The sequence below is a fragment of the Streptomyces gilvus genome, assembly GCF_022513565.1.
Taxonomy (GTDB): Bacteria; Actinomycetota; Actinomycetes; order Streptomycetales; family Streptomycetaceae; genus Streptomyces; species Streptomyces gilvus.
Window position 1 is genome coordinate 104,793 of sequence record NZ_JAKWBE010000003.1, and the last position, 20,373, is coordinate 125,165.

Sequence of the window (20,373 nt, forward strand, 5' to 3'; positions counted from 1 at the left end):
TGCCGGAGCCGGGTAGTCGTCGGGCCTCGGGAGTGGCGGGGGCCGGGTAGCTGTGGGGCGGCCTCAGGAGTGCGTGGGGGCTCGAGCGCGCGGGGCGGTGGCTGGGGCTGTGCGGGGTGGGGGTGGTCGGTGGGAGTGGTCGGTGGGGGTGAGAGGTGCGGGCCGGTGGGTAGGTGGGCGGCAGGGGTCGGGCACGGTGCCTGGACCTTTAACGCACATCGAGTGACAGTAGGGATCATGCGACTGGCGTTCTCCACCCTCGGCGTCCCCGGCCTGCCCATCCCGGACGTGGTCCGGCTCGCGGCCACCCACGGCTACCACGGCGTCGAACTGCGCGCCCATCCGGAGGAGCCGGTCCATCCCGGCATCGGCCCCGACGAACGGGCCGACGTGGCCGCCGAGTTCAAGGCGGGCGGCATCGAGATCCTGGGGCTCGCGGGCTACGCGCGGGTCGCCGCGCCCGGCGACGACGGACCCGTGATCGAGGAGGTGCGCCGCCTCCTCGACCTCGCCCACGACGTCGGCGCCCCCTACGTCCGCGTCTTCCCGGGCGCCGACCCCGAGCAGACCCACGAGCGCGCCGACGCCATCGCCGCCCGGCGGCTCGGTACGGCCGCGGAGCACGCCGCTGACCTCGGCGTCCGCATCCTGCTGGAGACGCACGACTCGCACCGCACCGGCGCCGACGCGATCCGCGTCCTCGGTCTGGTCGGCCACCGGTACGTCGGCTCCCTCTGGGACGTCATGCACACCTGGCTCGGCGGTGAGCAGCCCTCGGAGACGTACGCCGCCCTCTCCCCCTACCTCGGCTACGTCCAGGTCAAGGACATCGCCTCCGCCGAGGACAAGACCCCGCTCGGGCTCGGCGCGGGCGTCCTGCCGCTCACCGAGTGCGTGGACGTCCTGTCCCGGCACGGCTGGGACGGCTGGCTGTGCTGGGAGTACGAGAAGCGGTGGTACGACGAGGCCGCGCCGCTCGAGGACCTGTTGGGCGCCGGCCGCGAGCACCTGGCCCGGCTGCTCAACGAATCGGCGTGAGCGCAACCGCCTGACGCCCGCCTGACGCCCGCCGGGCGCCCGCGTAATTCGCTGGCCGCGGCCGGGGGCCGCTGGCTAGGGTCCCCGCCGTGCCCCAGCCCGCCCCCGCGCGACCCCGTCATGCCCTCCTGAGCATCGGCCGTACGTTCCTCGACGTCCGGCCGTTGCGGACCTCCCCTGCCTTCCGACGGCTGCTGCTCGGGCGCACGGTGTCCTCGTTGGGCGGGTTCATGACCGTCGTGACCGTCATGTACCAGGTGTGGGACATGACCCACAGCTCGGTGTGGACCGGCGCGGTGGGGCTGGCGCAGGCGGTGCCGCTCGTCACGGTCGGGCTGCTCGCGGGGGCGTGGGTGGACCGGGCCGACCGGCGCCGGGTGTTCCTGCTGAGCACGGTCGGCTCGGCGGTCTGCGCCGTGCTGCTGGCCGTGCAGGGCTTCACCGGGCACGTTCCGGCGGCCGTGGTGCTCGCGCTGGTGGCGGTGCAGACGTCGTTCGCGGCGGTCGGCGCCCCCGCCTCGGGCGTGTTCCTGCCGCGGCTGCTGCCCAGGGACCAGGTGGGCGCCGGGCTCGCCCTCCAGCAGGTCACCGGCCAGTCGATGATGCTGCTCGGGCCGGCCGTGGCGGGCGTCGTCCTCGGCTGGTGGGGTGTGGGCGTCTGCTATCTGCTCGACGCGCTCAGCTTCGGCATGGCCTTCTACGGCGCCTACGGCCTCCCCGCGCTGCCGCCCGAGGGCGGGAAGTCCCGGCCCGGACTGCACGGCGTCCTCGACGGGCTGCGTTTCCTCACCGGCCACCGGGTGGTGCGCGGCGCGCTGCTGACGGACCTCGCGGCGACCGTCCTGTCCATGCCGGTGAGCCTGTTCCCGCTGGTCGACGCGGAGCGTTTCGGCGGCAACCCGCGCACCCTCGGCCTGTTCCTGTCCGCGCTCGCGGTGGGCGGGGTCACCGCGACCGCCCTGTCCGGCCCGGTGACCCGGCTGGCCCGTCCCGGTCCGGTGATGCTGTGCGCCTCCGGCACCTGGGGCGCGGCGCTCGCGCTGTTCGGTCTGACCACCAGCGCCTGGGCGGGGCTCGGGACGCTGGTGCTCGCGGGGGCGGCGGACGCGGTGGCCGTGCTCTCCCGCGCCACGATCGTGCAGACCCGTACGCCGGACGCGCTGCTGGGCCGGGTCACGGCGGCCGAGACGATCGTCGGTCAGGCGGGGCCCCAGATCGGCAACCTCCGCGCGGGTCTCGTGGCCGCCCGCACCTCGGCCACGACCGCCCTGTTCACCGGTGGCCTGATGTGCGTGCTGGCCGTGCTGGCGGTGGCCGTGAGAACACCCGAGTTGCGGGACGGCGGCGCGGTCACACCGGACGGACGGTGAACTTCGCCGTCGGGTCCAGGCACCACTCCAGTACGGCCGGCCAGGAACCGTATCCCGCGTCCAGGTCCAGGTGGGCGGCGCCCGGCAGGAGGTCCGTCGGGATGCCGAGCGGGTCGCCGTACGCCTCCCGCGCCCCTTCGGGGCAGTACGGGTCGTCGTCCCCGGCGACCAGACGGGTGGGGGTGGGAAGGGCGCAGTCCAGGGCGGGCGGGGTGAATTCGGCGACCTCGGGATACCGGGCGAGGACGGACGCGGACGGCGGCGCCACCAGCAGCACCCGGTCGGCGGCGCCGTCCGTCACGATCCCGCGCGCGACGGCGTGCAGCCACAGCACGGCGGAGGCGCTGTGGGCGAGCACGACCCTGTCCTCGCCGTCCATCTCGCCCAGATACCGGCCCAGTTCCGACAGCCACACCTCCAGGCTCGGGTCGTCGGGATCCGGGAGCTGGGGGTAGGTGACACGGTGCCCGAGCCCGTCGAGCCGGTCGGCGAGCCAGTGCTGCCAGTGGGCGGCCGGCCGGTGGTTCTGCCAGCCGTGGAGGATCAGGAAGTGCGAGGTCATGGAGATCATGCTGACCGAGGACCGGGGCAGGGGTCCAGCGAGACCCCGGAGCCGGCCTGCCGAGCGAGGAGTGGGGCAGGGGGCCCGAGGCCCGGGGCCGGGTAGCTAACCGAGGACGGGCAGGGACCCGAGGCCCGGGGCCGGGTAGCTGACCGACGACCAGGGCGGGAATCCCGCCAGACCGCGGGACCAGCTCGCTGACCGGCGACCAGGGCAAGAGCCCAGCCACACCCCGAGACCGGCCCACTGACCGACGACCAGGGCAAGAGCCCAGCCACACCCCGGGACCAGCCCACTGACCGACGACCAGGGCAAGAGCCCAGCCACACCCCGGAACCAGCCCACTGACCGACGACCAGGGCAAGAGCCCAGCCACACCCCGGAACCAGCCCACTGACCGACGACCAGGGCAGGAATCCCGCCACACCCCCGAATCGCCTAGCTCGCCGACGGCCGGGGGCACGGGCCCACCCCAGGTCCAGTGCCGGCTATCAAGCGCCCCCGACGGTCCGGGTCACGAAGCGGGCGACCCGCGTTTCCAGGCGGTCGCGGCATTCCGGCCACTCCGGTGCGGTGATCGAGAAGATCGCGGAGTCGCGCAGACGTCCCTCCTCGCCCGGGGCCCAGGAGCGCGACCAGTTGCGCAGGACGCCCTCGAAACGTGCCCCGACGCTCTGGATCGCGGCGCGGGAGCGCTCGTTGCGGGCGTCGGTCTTGAGGTCGACCCGGGACACGCCCCACTCCTCGAAGGCGTGCCGGAACAGCAGGAGTTTGGCCTCGGCGTTGACGCCGGTGCCCTGCGCGCCCGCGCCGAGCCAGGTGAACCCGACCTCCACGGCGTCGAGCCGGTCCTCCGCCCGCCAGCAGCGCGGCTCCCAGTACGACGTGGCGCCCACCGCGCGCCCCGTGGCCAGGGAGATCTGCGCGTACGGCGCCAGCCGTCCCGTGGCCGCCCGCGCCAGTTGGGCGTCGATGTAGTCCCCCACCTCGTGGGCCCGGGGCACCCAGGTGAAGTCGTAGGTGCCGCGCTCCTCCTCGACGGCCACCGCGAGATCGGCCGCGTGCCGGTGCTCCAACGGCTCCAGACGCACCAACGCGCCCTCCAGCACCGGCCCTTCCAACAGGTAACCCACTCGGTGACATCCCTTCAGAGCAGACAGCCGATCAGCACGGTCGGAACAGGTGCGCGTGACCGAGTCCGAACCTCACCGCTCATCCCCCAGCACGCTCCTCAACTCCGCGAACGCCTCGTGGAAGCCGGGGAAAGTCTTCCGTACGCAGGCCGGGTCGTCGAACGAAATACCCGGCGTGCGCAGGGCGGTCACCGCGAAGGACATCACGATGCGGTGGTCGCCGTACGTCCTGATCTCAGCCCCCGTGGGCGTGCCGGGGCGGATCTCGATCCAGTCCGGGCCCGTCTCGACGGCGATCCCGAGCCGCCGCAGGTTCTCCGCGCAGGCCTCCAGCCGGTCGCACTCCTTCACCCGGGTGTTCGCCACGTCCTCGATGCGGACCGGGCCGGAGGCGAAGGGGGCGATGGCGGCCAGGGTCGGCATGGTGTCGGAGATGTCGCGCATGTTCACCGTCAGGCCGCGCAGTTCGCCCGTGCCCCGGACGGTCGTGGCGTCCGCCCCCACCGACACCTCCGCGCCCATCCGCCGCAGGACCTCGACGAACCCCAGGTCGCCCTGGAGCGCGCCCCGTCCCAGCCCCGGCGCGGTCACCTCCGCGCCCGGGGTCACCGCGGCCGCCGCGAAGAAGTAGCTCGCGGTGGAGGCGTCGGGCTCGATCGCGTAGGTCGTGGCGCGGTAGCCGCCCGGCGGGACGACGAAGACGTTCCCCTCCCGGCCCACCTCCGCCCCGAACGCCCGCATCATCGCGATCGTGATGTCCACGTACGGCGCGGAGACCAGGTCGGTCACGTGGATGCGCAGGCCCTTGCGGGTCAGCGGGCCGAGCAGGAGGAGCGCGGTCAGGTACTGCGAGGACTGGCCGGCGTCCAGGGTGACGTCCCCGCCCTCGACCCCGGCCGCCCGTACGGTCAGCGGGTGGTGGCCCTCCGCCTCCTCGTGCCGCAGGTCCACGCCGAGGTCGCGCAGGGCGCGGGTGAGCGGGAGCAGGGGGCGGCGGCGCATCTGGGGGGAGGCGTCGAAGCGGTAGGTGCCCCGGCCCGCCGCGGCCAGCGTCGGCAGGAAGCGGGCGGTGGTCGCGCCGTCCCGGCAGTACACGTCCGCCTCGCTCACCGCCGGGCCCTGCGGGCGGCCGTCCACCTGCCAGGCGTCGGGTGTGCGGCCGACGCGGTGGCCGAGCCGTACCAGGCCCTCGGCGAAGCCCTCGGTGTCGTCCGAGCGGAGCGGGCGCACGAGGGTGGTGACACCGTCGGCCGCCGCCGCGAGGAAGAGGGCGCGGGCGGTGATGGACTTGGAACCGGGGATGGTGACTACGGGCATGACTCATGATCGACCGCACGGGGGCCGCTGCGCCCGCACGTCCACGGGATGGACCACTTCCCGTCGCCCGCCGGTCACCGACGGCACGGGGCGAGCGGCCCGTCGTCCGGCGGTCGCAGGGGCCGTACGTCTTTGGCAGGAGCGGCCGCCCGGGGTGACGGCTCACCGGTCCCGCCGGCCCCACCGGCACCGACTTCCGGGAATCGCCGGGAAGGGGGGAACCCCGCCCGAATACGGTTCGTCCAACCCGCAAGTTGCCGGATGAGTCTCCGCCGTGCGGTGTCGGCCCTCGCTGCTGGCTGCGATCGCTGACCTACCCTCTCCGCCGTACTGCGGCCGGCAGCACAGCCGCCATCGGCGCGCCCCCCTCCAACAGCGCCGATGGCGGCCCCTTTCCGGAGAACCCTTTCGGCAGCAGCTGTACCCCGTCGGTCACGGACTGACGTACTAGAAGGGGCGTAGAGCGCATACGACGCACAACAGGCGTACACCCCCCAACAGGACCAATACCTCCCGCGCGTCTGGCGTGACCAGCCTGTGAGGGTCACGCTGGACGGGGGTGCGTGGGGAGGCGCCCGGGGGGACGCGATGGGTGAGAGATGGTCGGTGGGGGTGGTCTGTGCTCCGCTGGTGCTGGTCGCCGCGCTGCTGACCGGCTGCCAGGCGCTGTCGTCCGCGTCCGGTGAGGACGCCGGGCCCGGTGTCACACCGGCGGCGGCCTCGACGCGGCCCTCCGGATACGGGGCGGTGTTCCTCGGGGTCGACGAGTGCAGTTCCTTCGGCACGACGAGCTTCACCGAGGTGCCGTGCACCAGTGAGCGGGCGGCGGCGCGGGTGGTCGCGCGCCACGACGGCACGGTGGCCGACGGTCCGCTGTGCCCGGCGACCACGGACTTCGTGCTGCACATCAGCGCGCAGAGCCCGTCGTCCGACGAGGACGGCGACGGTTCGGTGCCACAGGGCTACGCCTGTATGCGCAACCTGGAGCCCCCGCACCCCGGTGATCCGGGCGGCGGGGGCGGACCGCGCACCATCGTCGGCGACTGCGTCTACGGCTCCGGCAGCGGGCAGGTCCGGGAAACCAGGTGCGACGGCGGCGGCGCGAACAAGCCGCAGTACAAGGTGGTGAGGGCGGTCGCCAGGCGGGCGTCGTGTCCCGCGTCGACGGCGCTCTACGTCCACCTCGACGGCCGTGAACCGGTGGGCTGCGCCCGGCGCGTCTGACCGACGGCCGGGCGCGGCGCGGGAGTCACGGACGCAGCGCGGGCTCGCGCTCCACGTCCCGCACGTCCAGCTTCCGGTCGAACCGGGCCAGCGGCTCGGCGGCCGGCGTCTCGTCCGCCACCCCCGCCCAGTCCAGGATCCGCTCCGTCGCCAGGGCCTTCTGGTCCGGGACCAGACCGGCGACGTTCGCCCCGTGGTTGAGGCCCGGCGCGGTGAGGACGTACGCGTCCTTCGCGCCCTTGCCGACGCGGAAGCGCTCCGCTCCCCACGGGTCGTTCTGGCCGTACACGAAGAGCATGTGGTGGGCGTGGTGGCGCACCCAGGTGTCGACGTCCCGCATGGCCCCCGGCTGGAAACGCATCGGGATCGACCGCGGCACGAAGTTCCGCGGGGGCTGGTAGCCGTAGCGGACGTACTTCTTCTCGATGTACGGGAAGTGGATCGTCGGCGCGCCCAGCTGGGTGCCGGCCTGGTAGTAGTACGGCGTGTACGGCTCCAGGCCCTGGTCGGTGTAGAAGGAGAACCCGGAGATGGTGTCGACGGAGTCCCAGATGGCCTGGTCGGTGGCGTGTGCGGCGTCCGCCGGGATCGTGGCGCAGTCGGAGAGCAGGCTGTACTGCCAGAAGCCCCAGACGTAGTCGAGGACGACGGCCTCGTAGGCGCGGTCCAGGCTGCCGATGGTCTTGAACGTGTAGCCGTTCTCGGCCGCGTACGCCGCGTACTTCTTCTCCAGCGGCTCCCGGCGCACCAGCGCCTCGCGCTGCACGGCGTTCAGCCGGTCGCGGCACTCCTTGGTGCCGACGCCCGCGAAGAAGCGGTCGTAGGCGGAGTCCTCGTCGTTGACGACGTCGTTCGGGGCGACGTAGGCCACCACGCCGTCCATGTCGCGCGGATAGAAGCGCTCGTAGTAGGTGGCGGTCATGCCGCCCTTCGAACCGCCCGTGGAGATCCACCTCTTGGGGTAGACCGACTTCAGGGCCCCGAAGACGCGGTGCTGGTCGCTCGCCGCCTGCCAGATGTCCAGCTTGGACCAGTCGGCCGGGTTCGGCCGGGACGGGGTGAAGAAGCGGTACTCCATGGAGACCTGGTTGCCGTCCACGATCTGGGTCGGCTCGCGGCGGCTCGGGGTGGTGGAGACGTTGTAGCCGCCGGTGTAGAAGACGGTCGGGCGGTCGACTCCCTTGTGCAGCACGGTGATTCGCTGCTGGAAGGTGCCCTTGGACGGATGCCGGTGGTCGACCGGCTGGGTGTAGTCGAGGACGAAGAAGCGGTAGCCGGGGTACGGCTTCTCCTCGATCAGGCTCATGCCCGGGATGGCTAGCAGCCGGTCCTCGATGTCGGTCGCCGCTGTCGTCCCGTTGGCCGTCGGCGATGGGGGTCCCCCCGCTCGAGCGAAGTCGAGAGTGGGGGAGGCGGTGGCCGCTCCCGTCGTGCTCAACGTGCCTATGAGCACGGCGAACGCGAGCAGCCATCTGAGCGCCTTGCGCATGCACCCTCCCCTGTGAGTACAGATGTCCGCCGGACGCTAGCGGCGCAACGGGCGGACGCACCAGGGGAGTTCAAGAAATACTTGTGAGTTTCCCGTGACTCAGCAAAGGATCCAGCCGGAGCTCACGGAGCCGCCCTCCACCGAGCCCTTGATCCGCACGCACCGGTGTCCGGCGTGCACGGTGACCGGTCCGGCGTGGTGGCTGTACTGACCGCTGTCGACGACCGGGCGGTTGCCGCGGGCCTGCACACTGACCGACATGGAGCGCTTGACGGTGGAGGCGTGCTTCGGGAACGTCACGGCGCAGACGTAGCCGTTGGCCTTGTAGACGTGCACGACACCGGTGGAGAACGTCAGGTCCCGCACCTTGCGCCCGGAGCAGTACGGGTCGGCGTGCGCGTTGCCCGACGCGGCGAGCGCGAGCGCCCCGGACGCGGTCAACGCGGCCATGCCGAGCGCGATCCGGCGCCGTATCGCACCAGAGTCCACTGTCGTCCCTCCCCTACGACCGACTATGAGCGTACGGGTGTACGGACGCCGAACGTATGTCGGATGGTTGCACGACCGTCAGGGAACCGACAGCGAACCAACAGCGAACAGACAGCGCGGCCTCACCGCGTGACCCCGACCGCCTCCCCCGCGTCCGGCTCCCCGACAAAGGTCCGCCACAACTCGGCGTACCGCCCGTCCCGCGCCAGCAACTCCTCGTGCGTACCGTCCTCCAGGACCTGACCGCGATCCATCACGACCACCCGGTCCGCTCGGGCTGCCGTGGTGAGGCGGTGGGCTACGACGAGGGTGGTGCGGCGGCCGGCGAGGCGGTCGGTGGCTCGGTTGACCTGGGCCTCCGTGGCCAGGTCGAGTGCGGCGGTGGCCTCGTCGAGGAGCAGGATGTCGGGGTCGACGAGTTCCGCGCGGGCCAGCGCGATCAACTGCCGTTGGCCGGCGGAGAGGTTGCGGCCGCGCTCGGCGACCTCGTGGAGGTAGCCGCCGTCGAGGGTGGCGATCATCTCGTGCGCGCCGACCGCCCGCGCCGCCGCCTCGACCTCGGCGTCCGTCGCCTCGGGGCGGCCGTAGGCGATGGCGTCGCGGACGGTGCCCTGGAAGAGGTACGCCTCCTGCGGGACGACACCGAGCCGGTGGCGGTAGGAGGTGATGTCCAGGGCCCGCAGGTCGGTGCCGTCGACCGTCACCCGGCCGCCGGTGGGGTCGTAGAACCGCGCCACCAGCTTCACCAGGGTCGACTTGCCGGCGCCGGTCTCGCCGACGAACGCGACCGTCTGGCCCTCCGGAATCGTCAACTCGACGCCGGACAGGGCCTCTTCGTCGTCCCCGTAGGCGAAGTGCACGTCCTCGAAGGCGATGTCGCCGCGCAGGGAGAGGACTTCGAGGGGTTCGTCGGCGGCCTGGGTGGAGGTCGGCTCGCGCAGCAGCTCCTGGATGCGGCCGAGCGAGACCGTGGCCTGCTGGTAGCCGTCGAAGACCTGGGAGAGCTGCTGGACCGGCGCGAAGAACAGGTCGATGTAGAGCAGGTAGGCGACCAGCGCCCCGGTGGTGAGGGTGGCGTCGTCGATCCGGCCCGCACCCGCGATCAGCACCGCGGCCGCGGCCACCGACGACAGCAGCTGCACGAACGGGAAGTAGATCGAGATCAGCCACTGCCCCCGCACCCTCGCCCTGCGGTAGCTGTCGCTGAGCTCCGTGAACCGCGCCCCGCCGTCCCGCTCGCGCGAGAAGGCCTGCACGATCCGCAGCCCGGAGACCGACTCCTGGAGGTCTGCGTTCACCAACGACACACGCTCACGGGCGAGTTCGTACGCCTTCACGCTCGCCCGGCGGAAGAAGTACGTGGCGACGACCAGCGGCGGCAGGGTGGCGAAGACGACCAGCGCGAGCTGGACGTCGATCACCAGCAGGACGACCAGGATGCCGAAGAAGGTGACGACGGAGACGAACGCGGTGACCAGCCCGGTCTGCAGGAACGTGGACAGCGCGTCCACGTCGGTCGTCATCCGGGTCATGATCCGGCCGGTCAGCTCCCGCTCGTAGTAGTCGAGGCCGAGCCGCTGCAGCTGGGCGAAGATCTTCAGCCGCAGCGAGTACAGGACCCGTTCGCCGGTGCGGCCGGTCATCCGGGTCTCCCCGACCTGCGCCGCCCACTGCGCGACGACCGCGAGCAGCCCGAGCAGCGAGGCCGACCAGACCGCGCCGAGGGCCAGGGCGTTGACGCCCTTGTCGATGCCGTGCCGGATCAGCACCGGCAGCAGCAGGCCCATCCCGGCGTCGACGGCGACGAGCCCGAGGCTGATCAGCAGGGGCGCTCCGAAGCCACGCAGCAGCCTGCGCAGTCCGTAGGAGTCCTCGGGCATGACCGCCCGCGCCTCGTCGATGTCCGGGGTGTCGGTCGCCGGGGGCAGCGCCTCGACCTGGGCGAGGAGTTCCGGGGTGGCCGGCATCCCGGACAGCGCGTGGTCCTTGGGCTCCCGGTCGCCGGTCCACAGCCGCGGGGTCACCCCGCGCTCGGCGTCGAACTCGGCGTCCAGCTCGTCGCGCACGGAGGTGTCCTCGGCGGGCTGGGCGGGCCGGCTGTGGCCGGGCGAGACACCGCCGAGCTCGTCGGGGTCGGTGAGCAGCCGGCGGTAGAGCGCGGACCGCTCCTGCAGCTCCTCGTGCGTGCCGAGGTCGGCGAGGCGTCCGCCGTCGAGGACGGCGATGCGGTCGGCGAGGTTGAGGGTGGAGCGGCGGTGCGCGATGAGCAGGGTCGTACGGCCCCGCATGACGTGCTTGAGCGCTTCGTGGATCTCGTGCTCGACGCGGGCGTCCACGGCGGAGGTGGCGTCGTCGAGGACGAGGAGCCGTGGGTCGGTGAGGATCGCGCGGGCGAGGGCGACGCGCTGGCGCTGGCCGCCGGAGAGGGTCAGGCCGTGCTCGCCGACCTTGGTGCCGTAGCCCTCGGGCAGCTCCCTGATGAAACGGTCCGCCTGGGCGGCGCGGGCGGCGGCCTCGACCTCCTCGTCGGTGGCGTCCGGACGGCCGTAGGCGATGTTGTCGCGGACGGTGTCGGAGAAGAGGAAGGAGTCCTCGGGGACCAGCCCGATCGCGGCCCTGAGCGAGTCGAAGGTCAGCTCGCGGACGTCGTGCCCGCCGATCAGGACGGCGCCGTGCGTGACGTCGTAGAAGCGCGGCAGGAGCAGGGAGACGGTGGACTTGCCGGAGCCGGAGGAGCCGACGACCGCGAGGGTCTCCCCCGGGCGGATCTCGAAGCTCAGCCCTTCCAGGACGGGCCGCTCGTGGTCGTAGCCGAAGGAGACGTCGTCGAACTCGACGGTCGCGGGCGCGTCGGCGGGCAGCTCCTTCGTGCCCTCCGTCATGGTCGGCCGGGTGTCAATCAGCTCCAGGACGCGCTCGGTGCCGGCGCGGGCCTGCTGTCCGACGGTGAGGACGAAGGCCAGCATGCGGACCGGGCCGACGAGCTGGGCGAGGTAGGTGGAGAAGGCGACGAAGGTACCGAGGGTGATGTGGCCGCGCACGGCGAGCCAGCCGCCGAGCGCCAGCATGGCGACCTGGCCGAGGGCGGGGACGGCCTGGAGGGCGGGGGTGTACGTGCTGTTCAGCCGTACGGTCCGCAGCCGCCCGGCGAACAGCCGCCGCCCGACCTCCCTGAGCTTCCCGGTCTCCTGCTCCTCCTGCCCGAACCCCTTCACCACGCGTACGCCGCTGACGGCTCCGTCGACCACGCCGGCCACGGCGGCGGCCTGGGCCTGCGCGTACCAGGTGGCGGGGTGCAGCTTGGAGCGGCTGCGCTTGGCGATCCACCACAGGGCCGGGGCGACGGCGAGCGCGACGAGGGTGAGCGGCAGCGACAGCCAGGCCATGATGACCAGGGAGATCACGAAGAGCAGGACGTTCCCGATGGTCATGGGGAGCATGAAGAGCAGGCCCTGGATGAGCTGGAGGTCGCTGGTGGCCCGCCCCACGACCTGCCCGGTGGACAGCTCGTCCTGCCTTCGCCCGTCGAGCCGGGTGATCGTCTCGAACATCTCGGTCCGCAGGTCGTGCTGCACGTCGAGGGCGAGACGGCCGCCGTAGTAGCGGCGGACGTAGGTGGCGACGTAGACGAGGACGGCGGCACCGACCAGCGCCCCGGCCCAGGGGGCCATGCCCCGGCTGTGATCGCCGATCACGTCGTCGATGATCACCTTGGTGACGAGGGGGACGAGCGCGGTGACGGCCATGCCCGCCAGGGAGGACCCCAGGGCCAGCACGACGTCCTTCGGATACCGCCACGCGTATCCGGCCAGTCGCCGTGCCCATCCCCGTTGCTCGCTCACGCGGGTGCCCTCCGATCGTCCTGATCTGCCGGAAGGCACCAACACGTGAGGAAGCGGATTTCATCCCTCCGTAACAGAAGGGTGAGGTCAGACGCGCACCCTCAGGTAGTAGAACCGCGTGACCTGCGCCGCGTTCTGGTTGTCGTCGCTGACCAGCAGCACCTTCAGGCGATCACCCGCACGGCCGGTCACGGCCATCCCCTCGATGTTGTCGAGGAGCGGGTTCGGCTGGGGCTGCTTCGCGGTGGCGCCGAGGGACGGGCAGTCGGCGATGTCGGCGAGGAGGGTCTTCCCGATCAGCCGCACCCCCTTCTGCCCCGTGAGGTTCTCGATGCCGCTGGTGTCCGTCGCGTGGCGGGGGTCGGCCAGGTAGAGGCGGACGGTGTTGCCGACGCCGGCGGTGAAGCCGCGCTCCAGGACGAGGAGCCGGCCGTCGGGGGTGGCCTGGACCTCGGGGACGCCCAGGCCCGCGTCGATGCGGTAGGCGTACTGGGCGGCGAGACGGAAGTGGTCGCCCTTGCTCCGGGTCCAGGTCTGGAAGCGGACGATGTCGGTGGAGTCGCCGGAGATCGCGTTCTCCATGGAGGCGAGCAGGGTGCGGCCGCCGGGCAGGAGGGTCAGGCCCTCGAAGGTCTGGTTGGCCGTGGCGCGGCCGGCGGGGGCGACGAGGAGAAAGGACGGGACCGGGAGCCGGTCGAGGATCCTGCCGTCCACGCTGTAGCGGCGGATCGACGGCTCGGTCTCCGAGGTGATCAGGCGGGTGCCGTCCCGGTCGACGACGAGGCCCTCGCTGTCCAGCGCGGCCCCTTTCTCATCGGCGAGCCGGACGACCCGCTGCGGGGCGAGCGTCCTCGCGTCCAGGTCGAAGAGGGAGGAGCGGTCCTCCAGGGCGGCGATCGAGCCGTCCTTGTCCACCACGAGCGCGGAGAAGTTGCCGACGAACGTGCCGTCGTACGTCGTCTTGTCCAGCGCGTCGGAGAAGCGGTCGACGGAGACGGACGGTGAACAGGCGTTGCCGGCCCGCGGGGTGGCCGGGGCGGGCCCGGCGGCGGTCAGCGTGGTGGCCGCCGCCAGGGCCGCGGTGACGGTCGCGAGTACGGTTCTCAGGCGCATGCGCGCCACCGTAGGCGCATCCGGTGACGCGCGGGAGACGCGCGGGCGTCAACTCGCCGCCAGGTCCTTGTGGATGACCTTGGCGACGCCCTGGATGGTGGAGATGCCGTAGTTCATGGTGCTGTTGCCCCAGGTGAGCACCGTGATCATGTAGTCGTGGCCGCGGCCGTTGAAGGTGCCGACGCTGTGCACCCGCCAGCCGTGCGTGGAGCGCTGCAGCCAGCCGTTCTTGACGTGCCAGGAGACGCCGGACGGGAGGCCGTAGGGCGTGCCCCAGCGCTGCGAGGAGATGACCTGGCCCATCAGCTTCAGGATGTACGCACGGGAGTTGTCGCTGAGCACGGCGTTCTTCGCGGTGATCAGCTTGAGCAGCTTCTGCTCGTCGGTGACGTTGATCTGGGTCAGACCCCAGTAGCCGTTGGCGCCGGGGACGGTCTTCGTCATGCCGGCGGCGCTCAGGAAGCCCTTGATCTTCGTCAGGCCCAGCTGCTTCCACAGCTTGCTGGTCGCGTTGTTGTCCGACTTGGTGATCATGGCCTTGGCCAACGAGGTCTCGGTGTCGGTGAGATACCGGTTGTGCTTCTTCGCGTCCCACAGCAGCGTGGCGAGGACGGTCACCTTGACGACACTGGCGGAGTCGTAGGAGGAGGTGGCCCGCAGCGAGCACGTGGTGTTGGTGGAGCGGTCGTAGAGCCCGACCGCGACGGTGCCCCGACGCCCGGCGAGCGCGGTGGTGATGTCCTTCTGGAGCTTGGTGGCCAGGCCCGCCCTGCCGGACGTGCAGCTGACGGTGGGTGTCGTGGCGGCCGCGGCGGGCGAGGCGGCGGCCACGCCGGGTATGAGCACACCGAGCCCGAGGGCCCCCGTGGCGAGCGCTCTCGCGCGTCTGGTGGATCTCCCATGATTCATGCCCCTGTTGACGCTCGAAAACGTCCGAAAGGTTGTACGCGGCTGCCCCGTTGGGCAAAGACTGCCCAAGGCGTTACCGCCCCCTTGGCCGATTCACAGCCCGCGGCCAGCTTCGGCACAGCCCGCACCCACGCCCCCTCTGCACGATGCCCGGGTGACATCTGCCACCGATCCGCACCCCCACACCGAGCCCGTGTCCGCCGACTGGCCGCCGCCCGCCCCGCCGGCGGCGCCCCCGGACCGGGCACCGCGCTGGTCGCTGCCCGCCCTGATCGCGATCCTGGTCCTGGCGGCGGTCCTTTACGCCTGGAACCTGTCCGGGTCCAGCATGAACACCTTCTACAGCGGTGCCATCTGGGCCGGCACGAAGAGCTGGAAGGCCTGGTTCTTCGGCTCGCTGGACCCCGGCAACTTCCTGACCGTCGACAAACCGCCGTTCGCGACGATGGTCATGAGCCTGTCCTGCCGCCTCTTCGGCTTCGGCACCTGGCAGATGATGGCGCCTCAGATCCTGGCGGCCCTGGCCACGATCTGGATCCTGCACTCCACCGTGAAGCGGGTGTGGGGCCACGGCGCGGCGACCGTCGCCGCGCTGGTGCTGGCGCTGACCCCGATCACCGTCGCCATCAACCGCGACAACAACCCCGACACCCTCCTGGTGTTCCTCATGGTCGCGGGCGCGGCCCTCGCCTTCCGCGCCACCCGTGACGACAGGCTGCTGCCGCTGCTCGGCGCGGCGGCCTGCTTCGGTCTCGCCTTCAACACCAAGCTGCTCGCGGGCTGGATCGCCCTCCCCGCCGTCTTCGCGCTCTACCTGTACGCGTCGAGGGCGCGCTGGGCGAAGCGGATCGTCAACCTGCTGCTCGCGGCGGTCGTCCTGGCCGTCTCCAGCTTCTGGTGGGCCCTCGCGGTGTCCCTGGTCCCGGCCTCCGACCGGCCCTACATCGGCGGCTCCACGGACGGCTCCGCCTGGGACCTGATCATGGGCTACGACGGTCTCGGCCGGATCTTCGGCGGCGAGGGCAACGGCGGGGGCGGCGGGGGCGGGGGCGGCGGCTTCTCCGGCTCCTCGGGCCTCGGCCGGATGTTCAACGACATCCTCGGCGGCCAGATCTCCTGGCTGCTGCCGTTCTCCGCGATCGCCCTGGTCGGCGGGCTGGTGCTGTGCGGGCGCGCCCCGCGCACCGACCTCAGGCGGATGGCGCTGGTGCTGTGGGGCGGCTGGACGCTGCTGCACTACGTGATCTTCGCGACCGCCCAGGGCACCATGCACCCCTACTACACCACCGCGCTCGCCCCGGGCATCGCGGCGCTGTGCGGCGGCGGTGGCGTGATGCTGCTGGACGCCTTCCGCCGCGACCGGCGCTGGGTGTGGGTCCTCCCGGCCGCCTTCGGCGTCACCGGCGTCTGGGCCATCGTGCTGCTGCGCCGCGCCTCCGGCTGGAACACCTGGCTGTGGCCGACGATCGGCGTCCTGACGGTGGCCGGCGTCGTGGGCATGCTGGTCTTCCGCTCCGGCAACCGGACCCGGCTGCTCGTGGCCTCGCTGGCGGCAGCTGTGGTCGCGGCACTGGCGGGCCCGACGGCGTACGCCGCGTCGCCTGCCTTCGGCTCCTCGGGCGGCATGATGGGCGGCACGAACCCGACGGCCGGCCCCTCCACGGGCGGTGGCATGGGCGGCCCCGGCGGCATGCGCGGCGGGAGCGGCTTCCCGGGCGGCGGCGAGATGCCGGGCGGCGGCAACCAGGCCGGCGGTGACGCGCAGGGCGGCTTCCCGGGCGGACAGCGGGGCCAGAACGGTGAGGTGCCAGGCGGCGGGCAGATGACGCCGGGCGGCGGAAACGGCGAACTGCCCCAGGCGGGCGGCACGGGCCAGGCACCGGGCGGCAGCGGTACGGCGGACGGTACGGCACCTGGGGGTACGGCTTCGGGCGGCACGGCTTCGGGCGGCACCGGCGAGAGCGGCGGTACGGCGGGCCAGCGTGGCGGCTTCGGCGGCGGCTCGGGCGGCGGGCCCGGTGGTATGGGCGGCGCGGACAGCGAGCTGATCTCGTACCTGAAGAAGCACCAGGACGGCGCCAAGTGGCTGCTCGCGGTCTCCAACTCGCAGAGCGCCGCGCAGATCGAGCTCAGCGCCCGGGAACCGGTCATCTCCATGTGGGGCTTCACCGGCTCCGACAACGCGATGACGGTGGCCAAGCTGAAGGAACTGGTGAAGAAGGGCGAGCTGCACTACATCCAGATCGGCAGCGGCGGCATGGGCGGCCCCGGCGGCGGCAACACCCTCAGCACGCAGGTGTCCACCTGGGTGAAGCAGCACGGCACGGCGGTGAAGGCGAGCGCGTACAGCAAGAGTTCGGCCTCCACGTCGAGCTCGAGCACCGCGTCGCTCTACCGCCTGGATCCGTCCGACGTCAGCTGACGCAGACCAGCCCCGAACGGCTCCCGACCCCATGGTCGGGAGCCGTTTTTTACTTCCCCTTTTAACGTCCCGTTCATCGACAAGACCTCATGTTCATGTCACCCTCCCTCTTGCCGCCTCCATTCAACCCGCGTAGATGGGACAACCTTTATGCCGGTGACACGCGTACGGCGATGGAAGTCGGTGGCGTTGGCCACCGCCGCCGTGATGGTGGGCCTCGCGGCCCCGGCGCTGACGGCCACCCCGGCCGCCGCCACGACGACCGCGTACGACTCGACGTACTACAAGAACGCGATCGGCAAGACGGGCACGAGTCTGAAGTCGTCCCTGCACACGATCATCAGCTCGGGCGTGACGAAGCTGTCGTACTCGGCGCTGTGGGACGCCCTGAAGAAGACCGACCAGGACCCGAACAACAGCAGCAACGTGATCCTGCTGTACTCGGGCATCTCCCGCAGCAAGTCCCTCAACGGCGGTGACAGCGGCGACTGGAACCGCGAGCACGTGTGGGCGGTCTCGCACGGCGACCTCACCACCTCGACCGGCCCCGGCACCGATCTGCACCACATCCGCCCGGAGGACGTGGCGGTCAACGGCAAGCGCGGCAACCTCGACTTCGACGAGGGCGGCTCCACGTTCACCAACAGCGGTGGCAGCAAGGTCGACTCGGACTCCTTCGAGCCGCGCGACGCCGTCAAGGGCGACGTGGCCCGCATGATCCTCTACATGGCCGTCCGCTACGAGGGCGACGACGGCTTCGCCAACCTGGAGCCCGACGACAAGGTGGGCAACGGCTCCACCCCCTACATCGGCAAGCTCTCGGTCCTCAAGCAGTGGAACGACGAGGACCCGCCGAGCGCCTTCGAGGAGAACCGCAACCAGGTCATCTACGACACCTACCAGCACAACCGGAACCCGTTCATCGACCACCCGGAGTGGGTCGACGCGATCTGGTAGGCGTTGCCGCCGCCGCACTCCCCTTGTTCTCATGGGGAGTGCAGCCCGACCGGCCTACCGAATCTCGCCCATCCAGAAGTCCTCTCGGTGTCCTGCCAACTTCACGTGGGCCAGTTCGTGAGCGATGACGTAGTCGATCAGATGCATGGGCAGTTGGTCCGGGCCGTCAGACCAGGGGTGGGCGGTCGGGGTCGTACAAATCCGCGCCCGAGGCGAACAACACCCCCAGCCCCTCGGCATGGACGACTGTCCGTTCCGAGGGATAAACGGGATGGGCGCCGACGATCTCGATGAGTTCCCCGGCATCCGCGCCCTGATCGGCCACATCAATCGGGTCCGCGAGGTCCAGCCCGGGTGCAGGCAGGTCCAGCACCAGGCTGCTGAGGCGGGAGGGCGGCACGTACGGCCTCTTGTAGCCGATCACCATTCCCGGGTCGAACGGGCACAGACCCCGCAACGCGGCCACGGTGAGGGCCGGCACCTTCGCCCATCGCGGATCGGCCGACCGCATCGTGATACAGAGCTCGCGGACCGGCGCCTGCCCCTTCGCCCGCCGGAACGGTGACAGGCCGTAGGTGAAACCGGTCACGAACCCGCGCTCGGGCACGCACGAGCACACCAGGGCGAAGACGCGCCCGTCACCGGGCACACGCGGTGGAACCTCCTCGACTTCCGGCTCCGCGTCGAACCTCGTCTTCAACCGCTCCATGAAACGCCCGAGCCGCTCGGGGCCGTCTGGGGGCACCACCTGGCCCTCACCTCTCCTCATGCGAACCGAGCACCAGCAGCACTCCGGGAAGGACTCCGGCTCTCGTCGGCGCTGCACGAGGCTCCCCACCAGGCCCATCTCGACCTCGGTCACCTCACCGTCGGTCACTGTTCCATCGCTCTCACTGCGCCGTCAGTCCAGCCGCTCAGGACGGACTCTGTCGACCAGATGCACCAACGCTTCCTCCGGGCTCCCACCATAGAGGGCGAGAAACGCATCGTAGGCGCCGTACGTCCGGCCCCCCCCTCGGCGACGAGGAGCACAAGAGGACCGGAAGCCGCCGTGCCCACGGGCGTCAGCTTCTCTCCCGTTCGCTGCTCATATCTCCTCAGCTTTTCGCCGTTGACGATGCGACTCGCGCGCTCGGCGTTCAGTTCGCAGCTGTGCGTCCCCGGATCGAGCGGATGGCGCGGGTAGTCGAAGCGAGTTCCGTTGAATTCCTCGACGAAACGCAGTGCCGTCGGCGAGCAGTGAATTCCCAGCTCATCCCATACATCCATGACATGTCGAATGTCCGCTTCGGAGGCCACCCACCGGGCGTCCTCCGCCAGGATGCCCGACAGCTTCTCCGGCAGTCCTGCCTCGCGAGGGCCATCCGGCCGATCCGCCACCCGTGCCGCCCCCTCCCTGAATTTTCCTCCACCGGCCGCACGACGGGAACGGCGGATTCGAGCTACCACTGACACGGCAATCGCCGGGGAGCTCGTCGTACATGCTCCCCGGCGATCGCCGTTGTCCGGAAGGTCAGGAGGAGAGACCTCGCTGCTCCTCGAGCCTGCGCAGGCGTTCCGCGACCGGTACCTGCCCCGGGGGCCTCAGGATGAACTTGTTCTTCATCTCGTCGAAGACACTCAGATAGCAGGACACACGGTCTCCCACCTCGTAGTTGTCGTCGTCGTCGATGTAGAGGACATCGATGAGGCCGTCCCGTGACAGGCCCAGGTCCACGATGACGCCCCAGCGGAAGACGGCCACGACCTCGCCTTCGACGAGGTGACCCATGAGACGCAGGTCGGCCGCTTTCACTTCGGAGTCGGTCATGGTCTCGGGCTCCTCAAACTCTCAGCTCTCGTCGTCTTCCAGGTACCAGCCGCGCTCGACCATGCGCTGCTTCAGTTGCTCGACCTGCCGAGCAGACGGTTGCCGGATGGACAGGGCTGCCGCGGCCTGGTTGCGCACCACATGCCGGTCGAGGCCGAAGGCCGCCTCCACCACCACGCCGAGGTTCCGCTCGCACAACAGGTCGGAGAGGATCACGAGCAAGGGACCGTAGTCCGCGTCGCCCTCCGGGATGCCGGCGGGGAACACCAGCCGCAACTGGTCGACCACTTCGGCGAGATGAGGTTCCATGTCTGGCATTTCGCTGATCATTTTCACAGAGGCCGGCTGGGCGGGATGCAGCCCGGGGCCCTCCCCGACTTCCGGGAAGGGCCCCGGTCCCCGCCGGCACTACTCGAGACGCACGATGTCCTCGGGCAGCGCGTAGCGGTAGCCGCCGGTCAGTACGTCGTGCTCGAAGACCAGGACGTACTCCTTGTCCTCGTCCAGCCCGCACCTGTCGCAGGGCTCCTGGTAGCCGATGACCTCCACCAGCTCTTTGCCCGGCGTTCCCTTGTCATTGCCTCCCCACCTCATGCGTTCGCCGATGCGGTAGGTGTCCAGGTCGGCGTTGCCGAAGTGGAACTGAAGCGTCATGGGCCCCTCGTTGCCGCATTGTGGACACGGGTGCAGCCGCGGCA

19 protein-coding genes are annotated in these 20,373 nt (G+C 71.1%); 5 read left to right on the top strand and 14 right to left on the bottom strand.

The genetic code is table 11. The annotated features are described in order from the left end of the window. The first annotated feature begins 237 nt into the window (after window positions 1–237). Together MKW14_RS06955 and MKW14_RS06960 are read left to right on the top strand one after the other, a co-directional pair. Complete coding sequence (locus MKW14_RS06955) at window positions 238–1,038, top strand: sugar phosphate isomerase/epimerase family protein (RefSeq protein ID WP_240859836.1); 801 nt, start codon at window positions 238–240, stop codon at window positions 1,036–1,038. Between the two features lie 128 nt (window positions 1,039–1,166). After that, window positions 1,167–2,408: an MFS transporter gene (locus tag MKW14_RS06960; protein WP_240860445.1), complete on the top strand. Its 1,242-nt coding sequence runs from the start codon at window positions 1,167–1,169 to the stop codon at window positions 2,406–2,408. On the opposite strand, the gene MKW14_RS06965 is transcribed toward MKW14_RS06960, so the two are convergent. The 3 genes from MKW14_RS06965 to aroA form a co-directional block, all read right to left on the bottom strand. Next, the gene (locus MKW14_RS06965) at window positions 2,389–2,970 is read right to left on the bottom strand and encodes an RBBP9/YdeN family alpha/beta hydrolase (RefSeq protein ID WP_240859837.1); all 582 of its coding nucleotides are present in this window, start codon (window positions 2,968–2,970) and stop codon (window positions 2,389–2,391) included. The two genes, MKW14_RS06960 and MKW14_RS06965, sit on opposite strands and share 20 nt — an antisense overlap. 491 nt (window positions 2,971–3,461) lie before the next feature. Then, entirely contained in the window at window positions 3,462–4,103 is a 642-nt protein-coding gene (locus MKW14_RS06970; protein WP_240859838.1) for a GNAT family N-acetyltransferase, read from the bottom strand. 72 nt (window positions 4,104–4,175) lie between these two features. Next, window positions 4,176–5,420, bottom strand: coding sequence for a 3-phosphoshikimate 1-carboxyvinyltransferase (gene aroA, locus MKW14_RS06975; RefSeq protein WP_240859839.1), 1,245 nt, complete (start codon window positions 5,418–5,420; stop codon window positions 4,176–4,178). A 588-nt stretch (window positions 5,421–6,008) separates the two neighbouring features. On the opposite strand from aroA, the gene MKW14_RS06980 reads away from it, so the two are divergent. Next, window positions 6,009–6,644, top strand: a complete 636-nt coding sequence (locus MKW14_RS06980; protein ID WP_240859840.1) for a hypothetical protein — start codon at window positions 6,009–6,011, stop codon at window positions 6,642–6,644. A 25-nt stretch (window positions 6,645–6,669) separates the two neighbouring features. Here MKW14_RS06980 and MKW14_RS06985 read toward each other — a convergent pair whose 3' ends face one another. From MKW14_RS06985 to MKW14_RS07005, 5 genes are all read right to left on the bottom strand, one after another. Beyond that, window positions 6,670–8,133 (bottom strand): S28 family serine protease, encoded by a 1,464-nt coding sequence (locus tag MKW14_RS06985; RefSeq protein WP_240859841.1) that lies wholly within the window; start codon window positions 8,131–8,133, stop codon window positions 6,670–6,672. Between the two features lie 99 nt (window positions 8,134–8,232). Beyond that, window positions 8,233–8,622: a hypothetical protein gene (locus MKW14_RS06990; protein ID WP_240859842.1), complete on the bottom strand. Its 390-nt coding sequence runs from the start codon at window positions 8,620–8,622 to the stop codon at window positions 8,233–8,235. A gap of 122 nt (window positions 8,623–8,744) precedes the next feature. Further along, entirely contained in the window at window positions 8,745–12,464 is a 3,720-nt protein-coding gene (locus MKW14_RS06995; protein ID WP_240859849.1) for an ABC transporter ATP-binding protein, read from the bottom strand. Window positions 12,465–12,551: 87 nt separating this feature from the next. Beyond that, window positions 12,552–13,577 carry an esterase-like activity of phytase family protein gene (locus tag MKW14_RS07000; protein WP_240859851.1) on the bottom strand — a complete coding sequence of 342 codons (1,026 nt, stop codon included), beginning with the start codon at window positions 13,575–13,577 and terminating at the stop codon, window positions 12,552–12,554. Between the two features lie 48 nt (window positions 13,578–13,625). After that, window positions 13,626–14,486, bottom strand: a complete 861-nt coding sequence (locus MKW14_RS07005) for a serine hydrolase (protein ID WP_240859852.1) — start codon at window positions 14,484–14,486, stop codon at window positions 13,626–13,628. 154 nt (window positions 14,487–14,640) lie between these two features. Between MKW14_RS07005 and MKW14_RS07010 the strand changes: the two genes are divergently transcribed. Further along, window positions 14,641–16,908 (top strand): ArnT family glycosyltransferase, encoded by a 2,268-nt coding sequence (locus tag MKW14_RS07010; protein ID WP_240859853.1) that lies wholly within the window; start codon window positions 14,641–14,643, stop codon window positions 16,906–16,908. 150 nt (window positions 16,909–17,058) lie between these two features. Then, window positions 17,059–17,865, top strand: coding sequence for an endonuclease I family protein (locus MKW14_RS07015; RefSeq protein ID WP_240859857.1), 807 nt, complete (start codon window positions 17,059–17,061; stop codon window positions 17,863–17,865). 54 nt (window positions 17,866–17,919) lie between these two features. Here the strand turns inward: MKW14_RS07015 and MKW14_RS41230 are convergent, their stop codons facing one another. From MKW14_RS41230 to MKW14_RS07045, 6 genes are all read right to left on the bottom strand, one after another. Next, a complete protein-coding gene (locus MKW14_RS41230) occupies window positions 17,920–18,105 on the bottom strand; it encodes a YgjP-like metallopeptidase domain-containing protein (protein WP_308314586.1) in 186 nt (61 codons plus the stop codon). Beyond that, window positions 18,032–18,742 carry a hypothetical protein gene (locus MKW14_RS07025; RefSeq protein ID WP_240859859.1) on the bottom strand — a complete coding sequence of 237 codons (711 nt, stop codon included), beginning with the start codon at window positions 18,740–18,742 and terminating at the stop codon, window positions 18,032–18,034. Before MKW14_RS07025 ends, MKW14_RS41230 begins: the two co-directional genes overlap by 74 nt. Beyond that, entirely contained in the window at window positions 18,739–19,245 is a 507-nt protein-coding gene (locus MKW14_RS07030) for an SUKH-3 domain-containing protein (RefSeq protein ID WP_240859864.1), read from the bottom strand. Before MKW14_RS07030 ends, MKW14_RS07025 begins: the two co-directional genes overlap by 4 nt. A gap of 133 nt (window positions 19,246–19,378) precedes the next feature. Continuing rightward, window positions 19,379–19,675: a S1 RNA-binding domain-containing protein gene (locus MKW14_RS07035; protein WP_240859865.1), complete on the bottom strand. Its 297-nt coding sequence runs from the start codon at window positions 19,673–19,675 to the stop codon at window positions 19,379–19,381. A gap of 21 nt (window positions 19,676–19,696) precedes the next feature. Next, on the bottom strand, window positions 19,697–19,993 hold the full coding sequence (locus MKW14_RS07040; RefSeq protein ID WP_240859866.1) for a DUF3349 domain-containing protein: 297 nt from the start codon (window positions 19,991–19,993) through the stop codon (window positions 19,697–19,699). A 90-nt stretch (window positions 19,994–20,083) separates the two neighbouring features. Continuing rightward, a complete protein-coding gene (locus tag MKW14_RS07045; RefSeq protein ID WP_240859867.1) occupies window positions 20,084–20,329 on the bottom strand; it encodes a hypothetical protein in 246 nt (81 codons plus the stop codon). Between the last annotated feature and the right edge of the window lie 44 nt (window positions 20,330–20,373).

Excerpts from the sequence above, each read along its gene's own strand:
- MKW14_RS06955 (WP_240859836.1), top strand. The coding sequence starts at position 238 with ATGCGACTGGCGTTCTCCACCCTCGGCGTCCCCGGCCTGCCCATCCCG.
- MKW14_RS06965 (WP_240859837.1), bottom strand. The coding sequence starts at position 2,970 with ATGACCTCGCACTTCCTGATCCTCCACGGCTGGCAGAACCACCGGCCG.
- aroA (WP_240859839.1), bottom strand. The coding sequence starts at position 5,420 with ATGCCCGTAGTCACCATCCCCGGTTCCAAGTCCATCACCGCCCGCGCC.
- MKW14_RS06980 (WP_240859840.1), top strand. The coding sequence starts at position 6,009 with ATGGGTGAGAGATGGTCGGTGGGGGTGGTCTGTGCTCCGCTGGTGCTG.
- MKW14_RS06985 (WP_240859841.1), bottom strand. The coding sequence starts at position 8,133 with ATGCGCAAGGCGCTCAGATGGCTGCTCGCGTTCGCCGTGCTCATAGGC.
- MKW14_RS07000 (WP_240859851.1), bottom strand. The coding sequence starts at position 13,577 with ATGCGCCTGAGAACCGTACTCGCGACCGTCACCGCGGCCCTGGCGGCG.
- MKW14_RS07005 (WP_240859852.1), bottom strand. The coding sequence starts at position 14,486 with ATGAATCATGGGAGATCCACCAGACGCGCGAGAGCGCTCGCCACGGGG.
- MKW14_RS07015 (WP_240859857.1), top strand. The coding sequence starts at position 17,059 with ATGCCGGTGACACGCGTACGGCGATGGAAGTCGGTGGCGTTGGCCACC.
- MKW14_RS41230 (WP_308314586.1), bottom strand. The coding sequence starts at position 18,105 with ATGCCGAGGGGCTGGGGGTGTTGTTCGCCTCGGGCGCGGATTTGTACG.
- MKW14_RS07035 (WP_240859865.1), bottom strand. The coding sequence starts at position 19,675 with ATGACCGACTCCGAAGTGAAAGCGGCCGACCTGCGTCTCATGGGTCAC.
- MKW14_RS07040 (WP_240859866.1), bottom strand. The coding sequence starts at position 19,993 with ATGCCAGACATGGAACCTCATCTCGCCGAAGTGGTCGACCAGTTGCGG.
- MKW14_RS07045 (WP_240859867.1), bottom strand. The coding sequence starts at position 20,329 with ATGACGCTTCAGTTCCACTTCGGCAACGCCGACCTGGACACCTACCGC.